This window comes from Micromonospora sp. CPCC 205546, from assembly GCF_036902715.1.
Lineage (GTDB): Bacteria > Actinomycetota > Actinomycetes > Mycobacteriales > Micromonosporaceae > Micromonospora.
In genome coordinates this window covers 1-19,785 of the sequence record NZ_JBAKHL010000063.1, presented here as the reverse complement: position 1 = coordinate 19,785, position 19,785 = coordinate 1, and the positions used below count along the sequence as shown (strand labels likewise).

General features: G+C 74.8%; 17 protein-coding genes and 1 pseudogene. 14 read left to right on the top strand and 4 right to left on the bottom strand.

Annotated elements, in window-relative coordinates; genetic code table 11:
• Positions 1–20: 20 nt before the first annotated feature.
• Positions 21–908: a peptidylprolyl isomerase gene (locus tag V6U77_RS24015; protein ID WP_334608896.1), complete on the bottom strand. Its 888-nt coding sequence runs from the start codon at positions 906–908 to the stop codon at positions 21–23.
• 287 nt (positions 909–1,195) lie between these two features.
• Between V6U77_RS24015 and V6U77_RS24010 the strand changes: the two genes are divergently transcribed.
• From V6U77_RS24010 to V6U77_RS24000, 3 genes are all read left to right on the top strand, one after another.
• Entirely contained in the window at positions 1,196–1,915 is a 720-nt protein-coding gene (locus V6U77_RS24010; protein ID WP_334608895.1) for an MBL fold metallo-hydrolase, read from the top strand.
• A 123-nt stretch (positions 1,916–2,038) separates the two neighbouring features.
• Positions 2,039–3,367: a histidine--tRNA ligase gene (hisS, locus tag V6U77_RS24005; protein WP_334608894.1), complete on the top strand. Its 1,329-nt coding sequence runs from the start codon at positions 2,039–2,041 to the stop codon at positions 3,365–3,367.
• 69 nt (positions 3,368–3,436) lie between these two features.
• The gene (locus V6U77_RS24000) at positions 3,437–4,369 is read left to right on the top strand and encodes an acyl-ACP desaturase (protein WP_334608893.1); all 933 of its coding nucleotides are present in this window, start codon (positions 3,437–3,439) and stop codon (positions 4,367–4,369) included.
• A gap of 88 nt (positions 4,370–4,457) precedes the next feature.
• On the opposite strand, the gene V6U77_RS23995 is transcribed toward V6U77_RS24000, so the two are convergent.
• Positions 4,458–4,979 (bottom strand): PaaI family thioesterase, encoded by a 522-nt coding sequence (locus V6U77_RS23995; RefSeq protein WP_334608892.1) that lies wholly within the window; start codon positions 4,977–4,979, stop codon positions 4,458–4,460.
• A 56-nt stretch (positions 4,980–5,035) separates the two neighbouring features.
• Between V6U77_RS23995 and V6U77_RS23990 the strand changes: the two genes are divergently transcribed.
• From V6U77_RS23990 to V6U77_RS23980, 3 genes are all read left to right on the top strand, one after another.
• Positions 5,036–5,512 carry a winged helix-turn-helix transcriptional regulator gene (locus V6U77_RS23990; protein WP_334608891.1) on the top strand — a complete coding sequence of 159 codons (477 nt, stop codon included), beginning with the start codon at positions 5,036–5,038 and terminating at the stop codon, positions 5,510–5,512.
• Positions 5,513–5,844: 332 nt separating this feature from the next.
• Positions 5,845–6,894, top strand: coding sequence for a S1 family peptidase (locus tag V6U77_RS23985; RefSeq protein ID WP_334608890.1), 1,050 nt, complete (start codon positions 5,845–5,847; stop codon positions 6,892–6,894).
• 103 nt (positions 6,895–6,997) lie between these two features.
• Positions 6,998–8,605, top strand: a complete 1,608-nt coding sequence (locus tag V6U77_RS23980; RefSeq protein WP_334608889.1) for an MFS transporter — start codon at positions 6,998–7,000, stop codon at positions 8,603–8,605.
• Between the two features lie 7 nt (positions 8,606–8,612).
• On the opposite strand, the gene V6U77_RS23975 is transcribed toward V6U77_RS23980, so the two are convergent.
• The gene (locus V6U77_RS23975) at positions 8,613–9,398 is read right to left on the bottom strand and encodes a hypothetical protein (RefSeq protein ID WP_334608888.1); all 786 of its coding nucleotides are present in this window, start codon (positions 9,396–9,398) and stop codon (positions 8,613–8,615) included.
• 272 nt (positions 9,399–9,670) lie between these two features.
• Here V6U77_RS23975 and V6U77_RS23970 point away from each other — a divergent pair, with 272 nt between their 5' ends.
• From V6U77_RS23970 to V6U77_RS23950, 5 genes are all read left to right on the top strand, one after another.
• The gene (locus V6U77_RS23970; RefSeq protein WP_334608887.1) at positions 9,671–10,360 is read left to right on the top strand and encodes a hypothetical protein; all 690 of its coding nucleotides are present in this window, start codon (positions 9,671–9,673) and stop codon (positions 10,358–10,360) included.
• 145 nt (positions 10,361–10,505) lie between these two features.
• Entirely contained in the window at positions 10,506–12,311 is a 1,806-nt protein-coding gene (aspS, locus tag V6U77_RS23965) for an aspartate--tRNA ligase (protein ID WP_334608886.1), read from the top strand.
• A 99-nt stretch (positions 12,312–12,410) separates the two neighbouring features.
• The gene (locus V6U77_RS23960) at positions 12,411–13,223 is read left to right on the top strand and encodes an SDR family oxidoreductase (RefSeq protein WP_334608885.1); all 813 of its coding nucleotides are present in this window, start codon (positions 12,411–12,413) and stop codon (positions 13,221–13,223) included.
• An 84-nt stretch (positions 13,224–13,307) separates the two neighbouring features.
• Positions 13,308–13,898, top strand: a complete 591-nt coding sequence (locus V6U77_RS23955; RefSeq protein ID WP_334608884.1) for a winged helix-turn-helix domain-containing protein — start codon at positions 13,308–13,310, stop codon at positions 13,896–13,898.
• Positions 13,895–15,265: an MFS transporter gene (locus V6U77_RS23950; RefSeq protein ID WP_334608883.1), complete on the top strand. Its 1,371-nt coding sequence runs from the start codon at positions 13,895–13,897 to the stop codon at positions 15,263–15,265. The genes V6U77_RS23955 and V6U77_RS23950 overlap by 4 nt, the downstream gene beginning before the upstream one ends.
• Before the next feature lie 13 nt (positions 15,266–15,278).
• On the opposite strand, the gene V6U77_RS23945 is transcribed toward V6U77_RS23950, so the two are convergent.
• The gene (locus tag V6U77_RS23945; RefSeq protein ID WP_334608882.1) at positions 15,279–16,019 is read right to left on the bottom strand and encodes a GNAT family N-acetyltransferase; all 741 of its coding nucleotides are present in this window, start codon (positions 16,017–16,019) and stop codon (positions 15,279–15,281) included.
• Between the two features lie 165 nt (positions 16,020–16,184).
• Here V6U77_RS23945 and V6U77_RS23940 point away from each other — a divergent pair, with 165 nt between their 5' ends.
• The 3 genes and pseudogenes from V6U77_RS23940 to V6U77_RS23930 form a co-directional block, all read left to right on the top strand.
• A complete protein-coding gene (locus tag V6U77_RS23940; RefSeq protein ID WP_089000992.1) occupies positions 16,185–16,406 on the top strand; it encodes a hypothetical protein in 222 nt (73 codons plus the stop codon).
• Positions 16,407–16,482: 76 nt separating this feature from the next.
• Positions 16,483–17,997, top strand: a complete 1,515-nt coding sequence (locus V6U77_RS23935; protein WP_334608881.1) for a replication-associated recombination protein A — start codon at positions 16,483–16,485, stop codon at positions 17,995–17,997.
• 1,244 nt (positions 17,998–19,241) lie between these two features.
• Positions 19,242–19,785 (top strand): annotated as a pseudogene (locus tag V6U77_RS23930) (hypothetical protein); the annotation flags it as partial.

The window sequence follows — 19,785 nt, the reverse complement described above, 5'->3', positions numbered from 1 at the left end:
AGGTTGGTGGGGCGGCCGGGTCAGCCGGCGCTCGGGCTGGCCGCCGGTGCACCCGAGGCGGTCGGCGTCGACGCCGAGGCCGGCTGCGTCACGGGCTCACCGACGGTCAGGCTCTGCACGACCACGTCGTCGTCCTTGGGCTTGACCTTGGCCCCCGTCCCATTGTCCACGGTCGGCTTGGCGCCGATCTTCGCCAGCACGTCGATCCCGCCCGTGACCCGGCCGATGACCGGGTACTTCGGGTCGGCCGTGGTGAAGTCCTTGAAGAACATCAGGAACTGGCTGCCGTTGGCGCCCGGCGGGTTGGCGACCATCGCGACCGTGCCCTTCGGGTAGGTCGCGGGCTGCCCGGCCGCGGGGCTCGCCGACGGCGCCGGCGCGGTGGGGACGTTCTCGTCGTAGAACGAGTAGGTGGGGCCGCCGAGCCCGGTGCCGCTCGGGTCACCGCAGCGCACCGCGCCCTCGGCGGTGATCTCGTGGCACTTGGTGTTGTCGTAGAACGACCGGCCGGCCAGGTGGGAGATGCTCGCCGCCGCGCACGGGGCGCCCGCCAGGTCCAGCTCGACGGTGATCGGCGCGCCCTGGTTGGTGGTGACCGTCATCGGGCGTACGCCCTCGGTGGGCAGGCCCTGGGTGCCCGGGGTGCCGACGTCCTTGAGGTTGGTGTTCGCGGTGGCGTCCTGCGGCGTCCAGAGGCAGACGTCCTCGGTGGCCGCGTTCTCCTTCGGCTCGTCGTCGAAGGCGCCCAGCGCCCACGCCGAGCCGGCCACGATCAGCGCGAGGACGACGGCGACGCCGACGCCGGCCTGGATCTGCCGGCGACGTCTGACGGCGGCGGCCCGGCGGGCGAGTTGCCGGTCGAGCTTGGCGCGCGCCAGTTTGCGCTGCCGGTCCCTGCTGGAAGCCACCCGTGCTCCCCTTCCTCTACCCTGGTCGTCACCGGTGGTCGGGCGTCCTGCGCCCGTTCGACGGCGGGTGCGCCACGCCACACGCCCGCCAGAGTGTACGGCTACCGGCTGGGAAAGTGGTGTACGAGGTCCGGGCCGGGTTTATCGGAACGCGTCACTGTTCCCCCGCGCGCCGTCCCGGACGGACGAATGTTGCCCGTGCGACGCCCGGGACGGACGCGCAGAACCTCCTCGCGCCGCCCGATAGGCTGCGGACAGCGAACAGTCTCGACGGAAGGGGAGCGGACGTGCTCGTGGCCGGCTTTCCCGCGGACGCCTTCGGCACCAACTGCTACGTGGTCGCCGCCGCGCCGGGGGAGCAGTGCGTGGTGGTCGACCCCGGCATCGGGGTGCTCGACCGGCTCGACGCCCTGCTGGCCGAGCATCGGCTGCATCCGGCCGCCGTCCTGCTCACCCACGGCCACCTCGACCACACCTTCTCGGTGGCACCGGTCTGCGGTGCGCGCGGCATCACCGCGTACGTGCACCCCGGCGACCGGGAGATGCTCGCCGACCCGACCAAGGGGCTGTCGGCGGATCTCAGCGCGCTCTTCGGCGGGCGGCTGCCCTACACCGAGCCGGAGGACGTGGCCGAGCTGACCGACGGCGCTACGCTCGCCCTCGCCGGGCTGGAGATCACCGTCGACCACGCCCCGGGCCATACCGGCGGGTCGGTGCTCTTCCGGCTGCCGGCCGCCGGCTCTCCGTGGGAGGCAGACCAGCTCTGCCTCTCCGGCGACGTCCTGTTCGCCGGCTCGATCGGCCGCACCGACCTGCCGGGCGGCAGCATGACGAGGATGGTCACCAGCCTCCGGGACAAGATCCTCCCGCTGGCCGACGACACCGTCGTGCTGCCCGGCCACGGCCCCGCGACCACCATCGGCCGCGAACGCGCGAGCAACCCGTACCTCCTCGAGGTGTCCGGTGGCGGCGGCGCGCGGCCGGCGTCCCCCGCCCGCGGCCTCTAGCCGGCCGCACCGACCTCCGCCGTGCGGCCCCTGGCCGGCCGCGCGACTTCCCGCCCCGCGGCCGGTGCCGGCCGCGCCGAATCTTCGCCCGCGCCGAGCGCGCGGGACCGCGAACGGAGCATCATGAGCAAGCCCACGCCCATCTCCGGCTTCCCCGAGTGGACGCCCGCGCAGCGGATGATCGAGCAGTACGTCCTCGACCGGATCCGCGACACCTTCGAGCTGTACGGCTTCGCCCCGCTGGAGACCCGCGCGGTGGAGCCGCTGGACCAGCTGTTGCGCAAGGGGGAGACCTCCAAGGAGGTCTACCTGATCCGGCGCCTGCAGGCCGACGCCGACGGCCCGGCCGGCGACGACGCGCTCGGCCTGCACTTCGACCTGACCGTGCCGTTCGCCCGCTACGTGCTGGAGAACGCCGGCAGGCTGCAGTTCCCGTTCCGCCGCTACCAGATCCAGAAGGTGTGGCGGGGCGAGCGGCCGCAGGAGGGGCGCTACCGCGAGTTCCTCCAGGCCGACATCGACATCGTCGACCGGGACACCCTCGCGGCGCACCACGAGGCGGAGATGCCGCTGGTGATCGGCGACGCCCTGCGCTCGCTGCCGATCCCGCCGGTGCGGATCCAGGTCAACAACCGCAAGATCTGCGAGGGCTTCTACCGGGGCATCGGGGTGACCGATCCCGAGGCGGCCCTGCGCGCGGTGGACAAGCTCGACAAGATCGGCCCGGCGAAGGTGGCCGAGCTGCTGGCGCAGACCGCCGGGGCGAGCGAGACGCAGGCCAAGGCGGTCCTGTCGCTGGCGGAGATCTCCGCCCCGGACGCCTCCTTCGCCGACGCCGTCCGCGCACTGGGCGTCAGCGACCCGATGCTCGACGAGGGGGTCGAGGAGCTGGTCCGGGTGGTGGAGACCGCCGCCGCGCACTCCCCGGGGCTCTGCGTGGCCGACCTGCGCATCGCCCGGGGCCTGGACTACTACACCGGCACGGTCTATGAGACGCAGATGGTCGGCTACGAGCGGTTCGGCTCGATCTGCTCCGGCGGCCGCTACGACAACCTGGCCAGCGCCGGCGCCACCCGCTTCCCGGGGGTGGGCATCTCGATCGGGGTGACCCGGCTGCTGGGGCTGCTCTTCGGCGCCGGCGCGCTGTCGGTGTCGCGGGACGTGCCGACCTGCGTCCTGGTCGCGGTGACCAGCGAGGAGCAGCGCGCCGCCAGCAACCGGGTGGCCGAGTCGCTGCGGTCGCGGGGCGTGCCGACCGAGGTGTCGCCCAGCGCGGCGAAGTTCGGCAAGCAGATCCGCTACGCCGAGCGGCGGGGCATCCCGTACGTCTGGTTCCCCGGGTTGGATGGCGCGGCCGACGAGGTGAAGGACATCCGTTCCGGCGAGCAGGCCGCCGCCGCGGCGGGGGAGTGGACGCCGCCCCGGGCGGACCTCAGGCCGCTGGTCAGCTGAGACATTACTGGCGCGTACGCGCGATCGGACCTACGGTGGCGTAAGTTACGCCACCGTAGGGAGATCGTCGTGACCGCACTCAGCCAGACCGCCCTGCTCCGCGAGCTGGAGCCCGTCGTGGAGACGAACCTCGACCGGCACCTGGCCGTCGCCAAGGAGTGGTTCCCGCACGAGTACGTGCCGTGGAGCGAGGGACGCACCTTCGACGGGCCGCTGGGCGGCGAGGCGTGGTCGGAGTCCGACTCGACGATCCCCGACGTGGCCCGCACCGCGCTGATCGTCAACCTGCTGACCGAGGACAACCTGCCCTCGTACCACCACGAGATCGCCACCCTGTTCGGCCGGGACGGCGCCTGGGGCACGTGGGTGCACCGGTGGACCGCCGAGGAGGGGCGGCACGGCACCGCCATCCGCGACTACCTGACCGTCACCCGGGCGGTCGACCCGGTGGCGCTGGAGCGGGCCCGCATGACGCACATGTCCGCCGGCTACGCCAACGTGCACGACGACGAGGTGCTGCACTCCCTGGCGTACGTCTCGTTCCAGGAGCTGGCCACCCGGATCTCACACCGCAACACGGGCCGGGTCACCGGCGACCCGGCGTGCGAGGCGCTGCTGGCCCGGGTCGCGGCCGACGAGAACCTGCACATGGTCTTCTACCGCAACCTGCTGGCGGGGGCCTTCGAGCTGGCGCCGAGCCAGGCGATGCGGGCGGTCGCCGACGTGGTGGCCGACTTCCAGATGCCCGGCAACGGCATCGACGGCTTCGCCCGCAAGTCGGTGGCGATCGCCCTCGCCGGCATCTACGACCTGCGCCAGCACCGCGACGACGTGGTGGCGCCGGTGCTGCGCCAGTGGGACGTCTTCAACGTGACCGGCCTCGACGCCGACGGCGAGGCCGCCCGCGACCAGATCGCGGCGCACCTCGACGACCTGGAGCGCGCCGCCTCCCGCTTCGAGGAGAAGCGCGACGCCCGCGCCGCCCGCCTGGCCGCCCGCTGACCCCGCCGCCAGGGCCGTCGATCATGCAGTCGTGGCGGGGGACGGAACACCTGCCACCAGGATTCCGGCACCACAACTGCGTGATCGACTACTCGGTGGACGGGGGGTCCAGGGGGAACAGGAGGCAGGTCGAGGTGGCGTGGGCGACCAGGCGCGACTTCGCGTCGAGCAGCTTCGCCTCGGCGAGGGCGGTGCGGCGACCGCCCTGCAGGACGGTGCCCTCGCAGCGCAGCGTGCCGCTCGCGACGGTGACCGGGCGCAGGAACTTCACGTTCAGGTCCAGCGAGGTGTAGCCGACCCCGGCGGGCAGGGTGGTGTGCACCGCGCACGCCGCGGCGGTGTCCAGCAGGGTGGAGATGACCCCGCCGTGCACGGTGCCGAGCGGGTTGTAGTGGAACTCCTGGGGGACCAGTTCGACGGCCACCCAACCCTCGTCGGCCTCCATCCGGGACATGTCGACCAGGTGCATGATGGGCGGCGCCGCCAGCTCGCCGGCGATCATCGCGCGGAGCAGTTCCAGGCCGCCGCGCCGGCCGACGTGCGCGGCGTTGATGCCCGGGTCGGCCCACGAGAACGTACGGCTGCGCGCCGGATCCTGCGTCTGTGTCATGGACCCAGCCTCCCAGCGCGTTGCTGAGTCTGTCAATCAGACCTAGCCTGGGGCGCATGAGACCCGCGGCACTGGACTGGTCGGTGGAGAACTGCACCATCGCCCGGGCCATGGAGATCCTCGGCGAGCGGTGGACCCTCGTCGTCCTGCGTGAGGTCTTCAACGGCGTCCGCCGCTTCGACGACATGCGGGTGCGCACCGGCGTCCCCCGGCAGGTGCTGGCCAACCGGCTGGCGATGCTGGTGGAGCGCGGTGTCCTGCGGCGTGAGCCCTACCGCGAGCCCGGCAGCCGGGAGCGCCACGAGTACCGGCTGACCGGGATGGGGCTGGACCTGTGGCCGGTGCTGGTCGCCGTGCTCGGTTGGGGGGACCGCTACCTGGCCGATCCGGAGGGCTCGCCGCTGACGGCCGCGCACCGCGACTGTGGCGGCGAGGTCCGCGTCGAGTTGCGCTGCGAGCGCGGGCACGAGGTCGCCCGGCCGCGCGACGTGGTGCCGCGGCCGGGGCCGGGGGCGCGCCGCCGCACCGGGTGAGCGCACTGGCCGCCGGTGCGCGTCGGCCGGTGCGGGAGGGCGGGGCGGCGGGGGTGTGAACGGTCGGCGGACCGGTCTCCTGGCGTCCGCCGGATCGCGCGTACCGGATGGTGGGACGGTGGGTGCAGCGTATAGACGTGCGCCTGTGTCCACGATGTTTCGGACCGATGGCCTCGGTGGCGGGGGCGAAAAGGACAAAGTCGGGTCTTGCATACGAACTTAAGTATGTGAATACTTCAGTGAGCTCGACCGGTACCCCCAGATCGGCCGGGCTGGTCCCGGCCCTTGTCGCCCCGACGAGGGCCAGTCACCCCCTCCCTGGAGGTTGTTGTATGCGACCCACGAGGTCCTCGCTCCGTCGTGCCGCCGTCGTCGCCGCGGCCGGCGCCATGGTCGCCGGCTCGCTGATCGGCGCGCCCGCTCAGGCCGCACCCTCGCTCGCTTCCCCCGACGCCGCCGCCGGCCTGGCCGAGCGACTCGGCGACCGGTCGGCCGGCACGTACGCCGACGCCAACGGCAAGATGGTCGTCACCGTGACCGACGCGCTCGCCGCCCGGCAGGTCAGCGCCGCCGGCGCCACCCCGAAGATCGTCAAGCGCGGCGCCAGCGAGCTGGCCCGGGCCACCTCGGAGCTGGACCGCTCCGCCAAGATCCCCGGCACCGCGTGGTGGACCGACCCGGCCACCAACCAGGTCGTCGTCTCCGTCGACAGCACCGTCACCGGCGCCAAGCTGGAGCGCGTCAAGGCCGCCGCCGAGCGGATGAACGGCGCGATCCGGATCGAGGCCGAGGCCGGCGTGCTCGGCACCCGCATCTCGGGTGGCCAGGCCATCTACGCCGGTGGTGGCGGTCGCTGCTCGCTCGGCTTCAACGTCCGCAGCGGCAGCACCTACTACTTCCTGACCGCCGGGCACTGCACCAACATCTCGGCCAGCTGGTACAGCAACTCCGCCCAGACCAACCTGCTCGGCAGCCGGACCGGCACCAGCTTCCCGGGCAACGACTACGGCATCGTGCGGCACAACAACTCCGCCAACGCCGCCGGCAACGTCTACCTCTACAACGGCAGCTACCGGGACATCACCGCCGCCGGCAACGCCTACGTCGGCCAGTCGGTGCAGCGCTCCGGCAGCACCACCGGCCTGCGTGGCGGCTCGGTGACCGCGCTCAACGCCACGGTGAACTACGCCGAGGGCTCGGTCTCCGGCCTGATCCGCACCAACGTCTGCGCCGAGCCGGGCGACAGCGGCGGCTCGCTGTTCAGCGGCTCCACCGCCCTGGGCCTGACCTCCGGTGGCAGCGGCAACTGCCGCACCGGCGGCACGACCTACTTCCAGCCGGTCGGCGAGGCGCTGAGCCGCTACGGCGTCAGCATCTTCTGATCGAACGCACCGCAACGGGCCGCCGGGTGATCCCGGCGGCCCGTCCGCGTGCCCGCAGCGGTTCGCCGGACTGGGGCGGGCAGGTCGGGGTACGTTCCCGTCGGTGAGCGCCCCCGTGACCCCGCCCGCCGACGCCGCCGTGTCCGCCTGGGCCCCGCTGCGGCTCGCCGCGTTCCGCAGCCTCTGGCTGGCGGTGCTGGCCAGCAACGTGGGCACCTGGATGCAGACCGTCGGCGCCCAGTGGCTGCTCGTCGACGAGGCCAACGCCTCGACCCTGGTGTCGCTGGTGCAGACCGCCAGCATGCTGCCCGTGCTGCTGCTCGCCTTGCCCGCCGGCGCGCTGGCGGACACCCTCGACCGCCGCCGGCTCCTGATCGGCGTGCAGTGCTTCCTGGCCGCCGTCGGCGTACTGCTGACGGGCCTCACCGCCGCCGGCCGGATGCCGCCGGCACTGCTGCTCACTCTCACCTTCGCGCTCGGCGTCGGTCAGGCGCTGACCCTGCCGGCCTGGCAGGCGGTCATCCCCGAGCTGGTGCCCCGCTCCCAGCTCGTCTCGGCCTCGGCGCTCGGGTCGATCAGCGTGAACCTGGCCCGCGCGGTCGGACCGGCGGTGGCCGGCGTGCTGGTCGCCCGGACCGGCGTCGCCACCGTCTTCGCCGTCAACGCGGTGTCGTTCGCCGTCTTCGCGCTGGCACTGCTGCGCTGGCGGCCCGAACGGACCGGCGGCGACGACCTGCCCGAGCGGTTCACCGCCGCGCTGCGCGCCGGCGGCCGGTACGTGCGGCACTCGCCGGTGGTCCGCCGGATCCTGCTGCGCGCGGCGCTGTTCGTGGTGCCGGGCAGCGCACTGTGGGCGCTGCTGCCCCTGGTCGCGAGCCGCCGCCTGCACCTGGGCGCGGGCGGGTACGGCGTGCTGCTCGCCGCGCTCGGCGTCGGCGCGGTGGCCGGCGCCCTCGTGCTGCCCCGGATCCGGCTGGCGCTCAGCACCAACCGGCTCCTGCTGCTGGCCGGCCTGGTCTACGCCGCCGTCCTGGTGGTGCTCGCCCTGGCGCCGGGCCCGGTGCCGGTCGCCCTGGCCCTGGTGCCCGCCGGCATGGCCTGGATGACCGTGCTGTCGAGCGTCAACGCCGCCATGCAGCTCTTCCTGCCCGGCTGGGTACGCGCCCGCGGCCTCTCGGTCTACCAGATGGTCTTCGCCGGCGGGCAGGCGCTCGGCGCGGTCGCCTGGGGTGCGCTCGGCGAGCTGACCAGCCTCGTGGTGGCGCTCGCCGTGGCGGCCGCGACGATGGCCGTCGGCGCGGTGACCGTGCCGCTCTGGCCGCTGCGCGAGACCCGGGGCCTCGACCGGGACCCGGCGGTCTGGTGGCCCGAGCCGCACCTGACGCTGCCGGCCGAACCCCGCAGCGGGCCGGTGCTGGTGACCGTCTCCTACACGGTGCCGCCGGAGCGGCAGGCGGAGTTCGTCGCGGCGATGCGCCTGGTGGGGCGGTCCCGGCGGCGTACGGGGGCGATGCGCTGGGGCCTGTTCCGCACGGGCGAACGGGCGGACGGCTTCGTCGAGGTCTACCAGGTGCCCTCGTGGGAGGAGCACCTGCGCCAGCACGGCGGCCGGCTCACCGGCGCCGACCGTGGGATCGAGGAACGGGCCCGGGCGCTGACCGTCGGGGACATCGTGGTGAACCACCTCCTGCCGGCCGACCCGCGCGACTGACCCGGCGTCAGCCGGCGGTGACGCTCGCGCCGGTGAACACGACCGCACCATCCGGGAACTCGCACTGGATCCGCAGTACGAGTTCGTCGGCGCCCTCCACGTCCGCGACGAGGTCGCGGGGGGCGGTCATCCGCGCCTCGAACTGCTGCCCCCGCACGACCCGGGTGACGGTGCCGTCCTTCTCGTGGATCACCACCTGCGCGTGGACGAGGACCGCGCCGTCGCGGTCGTCCGGTGACGGGAAATACGGCCGGACGGTCGCGGTCAGGTCGAGAAAGCGCCGCTGCAACCGGTACGTGACTTCCCGCTGCTTGTCCGATCCGGTGTTTCTCGGACAATTGATGACGATGGAACGATCGTATTCCGGGCGGCCGGCCAGTTGCCGTGGCAGTTTGACGAGATTGGCCGCACCGGCCTCGACCGGCAGCGTGTCCAGCCGGACCGCGGTCGGCGATCCGGCCGGCGCGACCGTGGCGGGCCCGGAGCCGGGCGGGTTCGCCGGGCCGGCCGCCGTCGTAGGTGTCGGTGGGGCGGAGGGGTCTGCCTTTCCCCACCCGAGGTCCCAACCGGAGACGTCCCGCGCGAGAGTGAGCGCGGTGAACAGCACACCCAGCACGGTCAATATCAGGGTCGCCCGCACGAAGGGGTTCGCCGCCCGGCTCTGGCCCGAGTTTCCCATGTCTCGCATCGTCCCTTCGCCATGGCCGCAGCCGTGTCGGTCCAACGCATATGTCTGTCGGAGTATTGTCACCTTCGCGCTGTCGAAGATTACTCCGCCCGGGGTGTCGCGCATTCCTGATAACGTGCGGGCTCAAGCCGGTGAGCACTCGCGGCCCGGCGATGTCGAATCGACCTCTGCCATTGCAGGAGGTGGTAGGTGTGAACCAGCCCGACACCCCGCAGGAGCCATCCGCGAATCCTCCGGCGACGCCGCATCAGCCCGGCACGACGCCTCCCTCCCCGCCTGTCGGCGGCGCCGCCGTCCCGCAGCCGTGGGCGTCGAGCGCGACGCGTCCCCCGTCCGCGCCCGCACCGGGCGGTTCCCGGGGCAGGCGGTTCGGCGCGGTGGTGCTCGGCATCGCGGTGCTGGCCCTGCTGGCGTCGCTCGGTTCCGCCGTCGTCTCCTGGCGGGCGCTCGACCAGGCGCGCACGGCGCGGGACATCGCGTCGGCCCGCTCGCCGATCGTCGCGCCCACCGCCACACCCGCCGGCTCCGAGTCGTCCTCCCTGCCGTCGCCGAGCGATCCGGTGGACACACCTGACGGCGGAACCGGGCCGGGGGAGGCGCCGCGCTCACCGGGACAGCCTCCGGTGCTCAACGAGCGGACCGTCTACCAGGCGGAGTACGAGGCGCAGAGTCTGACGCTCAACCCGGCGAAGTGCTTCGCCGAGATGTACGTCGATCTCGACGAGCCACGGGCGAACGTCGGCCTCGGCAGCTCCGATCTGACGTTCAGTCCGGACTGCCAGGCGGGGGCGCCGTACGTGCGGTTGGGCGCGGGCGTGGACGGCAGCGAGACGGCGCGCGCCGGCATGCGGCCGCAGGAGTGCGCGGACGCGATCCGCGCCGCGCCGATCGCCGAGAACGCGGAGGTGCCGCTGCGCAAGGGCAGCTGGCTCTGCGTCAGCACCAGCTACGCCAAGGCCCGGGAGCGGCGCGACGAGTGGCGGATGGTGCTGGTCGAGGTCGTCTCGGTCAGCAACGAGCGCTCGGTCGTCCTCCGGGCCACCGCCTGGAACATCCCGGAGGACTGAGGCTGGGTATGCCGCCGTCGTCGGCGGAGCCGACGGACCACCCGACGCGGAGCACGGATCCTCGACGGGTGGCGCGGACCCACGTCCGGCAGGGCTGACAGAATGCCAGGGGTAACGGTGTACCGCAGATGAGGAGACGCTAGTCGTGATCCGTACCCATGACGCCGGCAGCCTGCGCGCGACGGACGCCGGCACCACGGTGACGCTCGCCGGGTGGGTGGCCCGCCGGCGCGACCACGGCGGCGTGATCTTCGTCGACCTGCGCGACGCCTCCGGCGTGGTCCAGGTGGTGTTCCGCGAGGAGGACGCGCACGCGCTGCGCAACGAGTTCTGCGTCCGGGTCACCGGCGAGGTGACGCGCCGCCCCGAGGGCAACGAGAACCCGGAGCTGCCGACCGGCGAGATCGAGGTGACCGTCGCCGAGCTGGAGGTGCTCTCCGAGGCGGCGCCGCTGCCCCTGCCGGTGGACGACCAGGTCGAGGCCGGCGACGACATCCGGCTGCGCTACCGCTACCTCGACCTGCGCCGCAGCGGCCCGGCGAAGGCGATGCGGCTGCGCTCGCGGGCCAACCAGCTCGCCCGCGCGGTGCTGCACGAGCGGGACTTCCTGGAGATCGAGACGCCGACGCTGACCCGGTCCACGCCGGAGGGCGCGCGTGACTTCCTGGTGCCGGTGCGCCTGCAGCCCGGCAGCTGGTACGCGCTGCCGCAGTCGCCGCAGCTGTTCAAGCAGCTGCTGATGGTCGGCGGCATGGAGCGGTACTACCAGATCGCGCGCTGCTACCGCGACGAGGACTTCCGCGCCGACCGGCAGCCGGAGTTCACCCAGCTCGACATCGAGATGTCCTTCGTCACCGAGGACGACGTCATCGACCTCGGCGAGGCGATCGTCTCGACGCTGTGGAAGGACCTGGCCGGGCACGAGATCTCCCGGCCGATCCCGCGCATCACCTGGCACGACGCGATGGCCCGCTACGGCTCCGACAAGCCCGACCTGCGCTACGGCGTCGAGCTGACCGAGCTGACCGACTACCTGCGCGGCACCGCGTTCCGGGTCTTCGCCGGGGCCATCGACGCGGGCGGCTACGTCGGCGCGGTCGTCATGCCCGGCGGCGCGGCGCAGAGCCGCAAGGAACTCGACGGCTGGCAGGACTGGGCCAAGGCGCGCGGCGCGCGTGGCCTGGCGTACGTGGTGCTCGACGCCGAGACCGGCGAGGCGCGCGGGCCGGTGGCGAAGAACCTCTCCGCCGAGCACCTGGGCGGGCTCGCCGACGCGGTCGGCGCGAAGCCGGGCGATGCGGTCTTCTTCGCCGCCAGCACCGACACCCGTGAGGCGCAGGAGCTGCTGGGCGCGGCCCGCATCGAGATCGCCAAGCGGGCCGGGCTGGTCGACGAGAGCGCCTGGGCGTTCTGCTGGGTGGTCGACGCGCCCATGTTCGAGAAGACCGACGAGGGCGGCTGGACGGCCGTGCACCACCCGTTCACCTCGCCGAACGCCGAGTGGGTCGACCGGTTCGAGGAGGCGCCGGACCGGGCGCTGGCCTACGCGTACGACATCGTCTGCAACGGCAACGAGATCGGTGGCGGCTCCATCCGTATCCACCGGGGCGACGTGCAGAAGCGGGTCTTCGACCTGCTCGGCATCACCCCCGAGGAGGCCCAGGACAAGTTCGGCTTCCTGCTGGAGGCGTTCAAGTACGGCGCCCCGCCGCACGGCGGCATCGCGTTCGGCTGGGACCGGGTCTGCATGCTGCTCGCCGGCGCGGACTCGATCCGCGAGGTCATCGCCTTCCCGAAGACCCGGGGCGGCTTCGACCCGCTGACCGGCGCGCCGACGCCGATCACCGGCCAGCAGCGCGCCGAGGCCGGCATCGACGCCAAGCCGAAGCCGGCGGCCGCGCCGCACACCGGCACGGCCGGCCCGGCCGCCCCGGTCGCCGACCCCACCTGATCCGTCCCGCCGGCCCTCGCGATTGATCATGAAGTTGTTGCGTTGCTCCCCGGCGTGTCACGACGACAACTTCATGGTCAACGCTGGAGGTGGGGCGCGATGAGGCTGCTCGTGGTCGGGGGTAGTGGGTTCCTGGGGGCGGAGGTGTGCCGGCAGGCGGTGGGCGCCGGGTGGTCGGTGGTGGGGACGTGTCACTCGGGGGCGATCGCGATGCCGGGGGTGGCGGCGCGCCGACTGGACGTGACCGACCGCGTCGCGGTCCGCGCGCTGGTCGCCGAGGTGCGCCCGGACGCGGTCGTCGGCACCCCCTACCGGTACGGCGACTGGGCGGTCACCGCGGACGGCGCGGCGCACGTCGCATGCGCCGCAGCCGAGGGGGGAGCCCGGCTGGTGCACATCTCCAGCGACGCGCTGCACGCCGGCCGCCCCGAGCCGTACGGCGACGACGAGCCTCCCAGCCCGGTGTTCCCGTACGGGGCGGCCAAGGCGGCGGCCGAGACGGCGGTGCGCGTCCTCGACCCGGGTGCGGCGCTGGTGCGTACCTCCCTGATCGTCGGGGAGGGGAGCAAGCAGATCCAGCTCTGCCGCGACGCGCTCGCCGGCCGGGCGAGCCTGTTCACCGACGAGCTGCGCTGTCCGATCGACGTCACCGACCTGGCCGCCGCCGTGCTCGAACTTGTCGGCACCGACTACGCCGGCCCGCTCAACGTGGCCGGTCCGGACGCGGTCAGCCGCGCGGAACTGGGCCTGCTGGTCGCCGCGCACACCGGCATCGACCCGGCCGCCATGAAGACCACCACCGGCGCCGCCGCCGGCGTGCTCCGTCCGGCCGAGGTGCGCCTCGACTCCACCCGCGCCGCCGGACTGCTCCGCACCCGCCTGCGCGGGGTGCGCGAACTGCTCACCCGCTGATCAGCCCCGGGGCCGGCTCGGCCGACGCACACTTTCTATGCACAACTATTGTGCATAGAAAGTGTGCAGAGATATTGTGCGTCCATGGAGAACGAGCTACCGGAGGCACCGCGCGCCGTCCGCCTCGACGGCCGGCAGGTCCGGGTCCTGGCACATCCGCTGCGGATGCGGCTGCTCGGCACGCTGCGCGTGGACGGCCCCGCGACCGCGACCACGCTGGCCGCGAAGCTGGACACCAACACCGGGGCGACCAGCTACCACCTGAGGCAGCTCGCCGAGGTGGGGCTGGTGACCGAGGACCCTGACCGGGGCACCGTCCGGCAGCGGTGGTGGCGGGCGGCGCACGACATCAGCAACTTCGAGCCGACGGACTTCGACGACGACCCGGACGCCCGGGCGGCGGTGCAGTGGATCCAGGCCGACCAGGTGCGGCTGCTGGCCGAGCAGGCCGAGCGCTGGATGGCCGCCGCGCACGGCTACTCGGCGGCATGGCGGGATGCCGCCGGAATGAGCGACGTGCTGCTGACGATCGGCCCGACCCGCCTGAAGGCCCTCAACGGCGAGCTGTGGCAGCTGCTCCAGCGCTATCGCGACGAACCGGCGCCCGACGAGCCGGAGGCGGAGTCGGTGCTCTTCTTCCTGGCCGCCTTCCCCCGGTTGGAGCAGGGGCGGTGAACGCGCTGTCCGTACGCCAGGTCCGGCGCCGATTCCTGCTGCTGCACGGCCTACGCTGGCTGCCCACCGGCCTGATGGTCCCCGTGATGATCCTGCTGATGCAGGAGCGCGGCCTGACGCTGTCGCAGATCGGCCTGGTGACGGTCGCCCAGGGCCTGGTCGTGCTGGCCCTGGAGCTGCCCACCGGCGGCCTCGCCGACGCCCTCGGCCGACGCCCGGTCCTGGTGGTGGCCTGGCTGGTCAACCTCGTCTCGCTCGCGCTCTTCGCCGTGGCCGACTCGTTCGCGCTCTTCTTCCTGGTCTGGGCGTTGCAGGGCGTCTTCCGGGCGCTCGACAGCGGCCCGATGGAGTCCTGGTACGTCGACGCCACGCTCGCCGCCGACCCGGACGCCGAGTACGAACCGGGCCTCGGCCACGCCGGCACCGTCGTCGGCGTCGCCATGGCCGCCGGCGCCCTGCTCGGCGGCGGCCTGGTCGCGCTGGGTCCGGTCGGGCCGGTCAGCGCCCTGACCGTGCCGGTGCTGGTCGCGATCGCGCTCCAGGCGGCGGCCCTGGTCGCCCTGCTGGTGCTGCTGGTCGAGGTCCGCCCGCGCAGCGGCTCCGGCGCGCTGCGGGCGTCGGTCGCCGAGGCGCCCCGGATGGTCGGGCAGGCGTTCGGGCTGCTGCGCCGCTCCCGGGTGCTGCTCGCCCTGGTCTGCGTGGAGCTGTTCTGGGGCTTCGGGATGGTCACCTTCGAGTCGCTGCTGCCGGTCCGGCTGGCCGAGGTGGTCGGCGACCCGGACCGGGCGGCCGCGCTGCTGGGGCCCGCCAGCTCGGCGGCCTGGCTCGCCGGGGCGGCCGGCGCCGCGCTCACCCCGCTGCTGCTGCGCTGGCTGGGCGCCGCGCCGAGCGCCGCCCTGCTGCGGATCGTGCAGGGCGCGACCATCGTCGGGATGGGCCTGCTGGCCGGCCCCGTCGGGGTGCTGGTCGCCTACCTCGCCTGCTACACCGTGCACGGGGCGTCCAACCCGCTGCACATGGGGCTGCTGCACCGGCAGGTCGACGGTCCCTACCGGACCAGCGTGATCTCGCTGAACTCGATGATGGGCCAGCCCGGGTTCGCGGTCGGCGCCATCGTGCTGACCGCGCTCGCCGACACGGTCAGCGTCAGCGCCGCGATGCTGGTCGGCGCCGTGGTGCTGGCCCTCGCCGCGCCGCTCTACCTGCCGGCCTGGCGGGCCCGCCACCGCGCCCCGGGTGCTGGTCCGGTCCCGGATGTTGGTCCGGTCCCGGCCGCCGGTGCGGTCCCCGGCGCCCGTACCGGGTCCGTCGGTCCGGTACCCGACGCGGTGGCGGCGCCCGCCTCCGCGCCGACGCGCGGCGCCTGACGGCGCCGGGCGCTCAGGCCAGGTGCACCGAGCTGCGGGCCAGGGCGCCGGTGAAGCCGAGCCGCCGGTAGAGCCGGATCGCGCCGACGTTGACGCTGTAGACGCCGAGCGCGACGGTGTCGTGGCGGGCGAGCAGGGCCCGGGTCATCGCGGCGGTCAGCGCCGCGCCCAGCCCCCGCCCCCGCAGGTCGGGGGCGACGGTCAGGCCGGCGAGGAAGCCGATGTCTCCCCGGCTGCGGTCGGCGCCGCAGGCGACGAGCCGGTCGCCGTCGCGGATGCCGTACCAGTCGACGATCCGCAGGTCGCCCGGGCGGGAGGTGGTGGTCGGGAACGCCTCGTCGATGAGGGCGGTCAGCGCCGGGTGGTCGGCCGCGGTGAGCCGGACCACCCGCTCCTCGTCGGGCTGGCGCGGCGGCGCCTGGGTGGTCCAGAGGAAGTCCCACTCGTCGTGGCGGGCCACGGTCAGCCGGCCGGGCAGCGCCGCCGGGTCGAGCCGTGGCAGGTGCAGCCACTGGCCGGGCCGCAGCGCACCCCGCGTGAGCAGGTCGGCGAAGAGCTCGACCGCCGACCCGGGGGCGCCGACCGCGCCGCCGCGCGGGCCGTGCTCCGCCGGCAGCAGCCAGCCCACCGCGTCGCCGCGCCGCCAGCCGCGCGGCACCTCGCCGCGGGTGAGCGCGTGCCGGGCGTACGGGTGGTGGCCGGCGGCCGCCAGGATGGCGTCCCGCCCCTCCAGGACCTGGTCGGCGATGATCATGTCAGCAAGCCTAGGACGCGCTCCGGCCTCCTGCCGGCGGACCCGGCCTCCGGTCGCCCTCGGGACCTGGCCGGAGACCGTGCCGTTCCACGGTGGAGATTGGCGAGCGGACCGATTGGGTACATCCCGCGCCGACCCACTGGGAACCCCCACCGGAGGAACGCCATGCTCGCCATTCTCGCGGCGGTCGTTTTCGGCTTCGCCCTGCTCATCGACCTGCTGGACACCAACTTCGGTGCCCCGGACCTGTTCAACTGGAACACCCTCGTGCTGATCGGCCTGCTGCTGCTCTCCCTCTACCTGGCCGGTGTCGGCCGGGGCCCGCGCGGCGGGGGCGGCGGTGGTGGCGGCCGCTGGTACCGGGGCCGTCGCCCCGGTCGCGGCTGACCGCAATCGATCATCGGGGGCCTGGCCCCACGGCGCGCTTCCGGCGCCGTGGGCCGGGCCTTGTACTGTTCCCCTGATGGAGTCCGACGCCCTCTTCTCCCTCGGTGAGCCCGCCGGAGCGCCCCCCGCGCCCGCGGGTTCCGTCGGCGTGGACGGGTTCACGGCGGTGGGGGAGGACTCGCCGCTGCCCGTCCGGATGCGCCCGCGCAGCATCGACGAGCTGGTCGGGCAGGAGCACCTGCTCGCGCCCGGGGCCCCGCTGCGTCAGCTCGTCTCGGCCACCGCGCCGATGTCGGTCATCCTCTGGGGCCCGCCCGGCAGCGGCAAGACGACCATCGCGCACCTGGTGGCCCGGGCCACGGACCGCCGGTTCGTCGCCATGTCGGCCCTCACCGCCGGTGTCAAGGACGTGCGTGCGGTGATCGAGACCGCCCGCCGCCAGCGCCGCTCCGGCGGCCCGCAGACGGTGCTCTTCATCGACGAGGTGCACCGGTTCAGCAAGACCCAGCAGGATTCGCTGCTCGCCGCCGTCGAGGACCGCACGGTCACGCTGCTCGCGGCGACCACCGAGAACCCGTACTTCTCGGTCATCTCACCCCTGCTGTCGCGGTGCGTGCTGCTCACCCTCCAGCCGCTGGACGACACGGCGGTGCGCGACCTGCTGCGCCGCGCGGTCGCCGACGAACGCGGCCTCGGCGGCGCGCTCACCCTCGAGACCGAGGCCGAGGACCATCTCGTACGCCTCGCGGCCGGCGACGTGCGCAAGGCGCTGACGGCGTTGGAGGCGGCGGCGGCCTCCGCCACGGCCCTCGGCGCCGGGCGGATCGACCTGGCCACCGCCGAGCAGGCGGTCGACGTGGCGGCGGTGCGCTACGACCGGGCCGGCGACGCCCACTACGACGTCACCAGCGCCTTCATCAAGAGCATGCGGGGCTCCGACGTGGACGCCGCGCTGCACTGGTTGGCCCGGATGCTGGTCGCCGGCGAGGACGCCCGGTTCATCGCCCGCCGCCTGGTCATCTTCGCCAGCGAGGACGTCGGCATGGCCGATCCGAGCGCGCTGAGCGTCGCCACCGCCACCGCCCACGCCGTGGAGTACGTCGGGCTGCCCGAGGCGCAGCTCAACCTCGCCCAGGCGGTGATCCACCTGGCCACCGCGCCGAAGTCCAACTCGGCGACCACCGCGATCGGCGCTGCCGTCGCCGACGTGCGGGCCGGCCGGGGCGGGCCCGTGCCGCGCGGGCTGCGCGACGCGCACTACTCGGGCGCCAAGGGGCTGGGGCACGGGACCGGTTACCGCTATCCGCACGACGACCAGCGCGGCGTGGTCACCCAGCAGTACGCCCCCGACGACCTCGCCGGCACCGACTACTACCGGCCCACCCAGCACGGGGCCGAGCGTGCGGTCGCGACGCGACTGCCGCTGCTGCGCCGTATCGTCCGGGGGCTGCCCGCGCCGGCCGCGCCCGCGCGGGACCCGGGAGCGGTCGGGAGCGACCCGGCGGCCAACGGCCGCCGACAGACGGACACGGGCGGCGCCGACGCGGCGCGAGAGGGCGGCAGCGACGCCGCCGGGGAGGGTCACCAGTGAGATCGCGTGGTTCGGAGCGACCGGAGGACGGCCCCGACGAGCGGCGCGACTCCCGCGCCAAGGGGCGCCGCTGGGGGCGGGGCAAGGCCGAGGCCGAGCCCGAGGAGCCCGCCAGCGGCGAGGAGTTCGGCTGGATCGACGACCTGCGTTCGGCCAAGCAGCAGCGGACCGAGCTGGGCCCGGGCGGGGCGGAGCCCGCCTCGCCCGCCGGCCCGCGCCCGGGCGACCCGACGGCTGAGGGTCCGGCCGGTCCACCGCCCCGTCGTGGCCCCGGCCCGGCAGCCGCGCCCCCGGTGCGTCGTGGCGAGGCCGAGCCCCCGCGGCCCCGGCCGGTGGACGGACCCTGGCCCGGCTCGCCGGAGCCGCCCCGGCCGGTCAACCCGGCCGCCCCGGGGGCCGTCGCCCCGCACCAGCCCGTCCGTCGGCCTCCGGCGGCCGGTCGTCCGCAACCCGGCCCGGACGGCCCGGACCGGCGGCCACGCCCCGCTCCGGGTGCCCCGACGGGTCCGCAGGCCGCTGCGCCGACGGGCCCGCCTGCCGGCACCGCGACGGGCCCGCAGGCGACTCCTCCCGCCGGCGCACCGGCCGGCCCACACCCGGCTCCCGTGCCGTATCCGCAGGCCGGCTTCCCGGCGGCCCCGCAGGCCGACCCGCGGACCGGACCGCAGCCAGGTCCGGCCGCAGGCTCCCCCGCCGGGCCGCCGCCCGGCACGCCCCCGCGTACCCACCCCGGCGCGCCGACCGGACCGCGTCCGGGTGCGCCGGTGCCCCCGCACTCCGACGCGCCGCGCCCGGCCGGGTCGACGCCCGGTCAGCACCCCGAGGGTCGGGCGGCGGTGCCGGGCGGTACGCCGCCACCGGGTGCCGTCGGACGGCCCGGCGGTGCGGTGGGCGCCGCCCGGGTCGGCGTCCCGGCCCCCGGCACCCCCCAGCCGCCAGCCGGTCCGCCGACCGGCGAGCTGCGCGGCACCCCGGCCGACGCACGTGACCCGCGGTCCGGCCGGATGCGGCGGGGCCCGGGCGGTGCCGGCGGGCCCGTCCCGACGGACGGCACCGGACCCCTGCCGGCGGCCGTCCCGCCGGACGGCGACGGGGTCGACCGGGGCCGACGCCCCGGTGGGCCGACCGGCCGACGCCGCGCCGCCGAGGAAGACGTACCGCCGGTACCCCGCTCCGGCAATGCCCCGCCGGTACCCCGCTCGGGCAACGCCCCGCCGGTACCCGGCTCCGGCAACCCCCTGCCTGTGCCCAGCTCCGGCAACGCCCCGCCCGTGCCCGGTGCGCCCGCCGCGCCTCCCGGCGCCGGGGTGCAGCCGCCCCACGACTCCGGCCCCCGCAGCCGACCCGCCGCACCTGACGACGTCGAGGTCACGGGTCGGCGCCGACGTGTGGCCGGCGACGACGAGACCGCCGGCCGGACCGGCCGCCCGGAGCGCCCGGCCGACTGGCTGCGGCAGGCCGGCCGTGCCCACCACACCGATCCCGCCCTGCCGACGGTCAAGCGGTCGGTGCCGCCCGTCCCGGGCGGTCCGTCGCCGGTGCCGCCCGGGCTGGAGCAGCGCGGCGCCGAGACCGGCAACATCCCCACGGGCCCGGCGCGGCCCGGCACGCGGCCGCCGCGACCTACCGACGCCACCGAACCCGGACGGTCGGCGGGCCGCGTCCGACCCGTCACCGAGCCGCCCCGGCCTGCCGACACCCCACATGCCGGGCCGCCGGCCCGGGGCGCCGCCCGCCCCACGCCGGCCGGTCCGCCGCCGACCGGCGCCGAGACGCCAGCCGGCCGGG

Coding starts and splice junctions, on each gene's coding strand:
- hisS (WP_334608894.1), top strand. CDS start 2,039: ATGAGCAAGCCCACGCCCATCTCCGGCTTCCCCGAGTGGACGCCCGCG.
- V6U77_RS23995 (WP_334608892.1), bottom strand. CDS start 4,979: ATGACACAGACGCAGGATCCGGCGCGCAGCCGTACGTTCTCGTGGGCC.
- V6U77_RS23990 (WP_334608891.1), top strand. CDS start 5,036: ATGAGACCCGCGGCACTGGACTGGTCGGTGGAGAACTGCACCATCGCC.
- V6U77_RS23985 (WP_334608890.1), top strand. CDS start 5,845: ATGCGACCCACGAGGTCCTCGCTCCGTCGTGCCGCCGTCGTCGCCGCG.
- V6U77_RS23975 (WP_334608888.1), bottom strand. CDS start 9,398: ATGCGCGACACCCCGGGCGGAGTAATCTTCGACAGCGCGAAGGTGACA.
- V6U77_RS23960 (WP_334608885.1), top strand. CDS start 12,411: ATGAGGCTGCTCGTGGTCGGGGGTAGTGGGTTCCTGGGGGCGGAGGTG.
- V6U77_RS23955 (WP_334608884.1), top strand. CDS start 13,308: ATGGAGAACGAGCTACCGGAGGCACCGCGCGCCGTCCGCCTCGACGGC.
- V6U77_RS23945 (WP_334608882.1), bottom strand. CDS start 16,019: ATGATCATCGCCGACCAGGTCCTGGAGGGGCGGGACGCCATCCTGGCG.
- V6U77_RS23940 (WP_089000992.1), top strand. CDS start 16,185: ATGCTCGCCATTCTCGCGGCGGTCGTTTTCGGCTTCGCCCTGCTCATC.
- V6U77_RS23935 (WP_334608881.1), top strand. CDS start 16,483: ATGGAGTCCGACGCCCTCTTCTCCCTCGGTGAGCCCGCCGGAGCGCCC.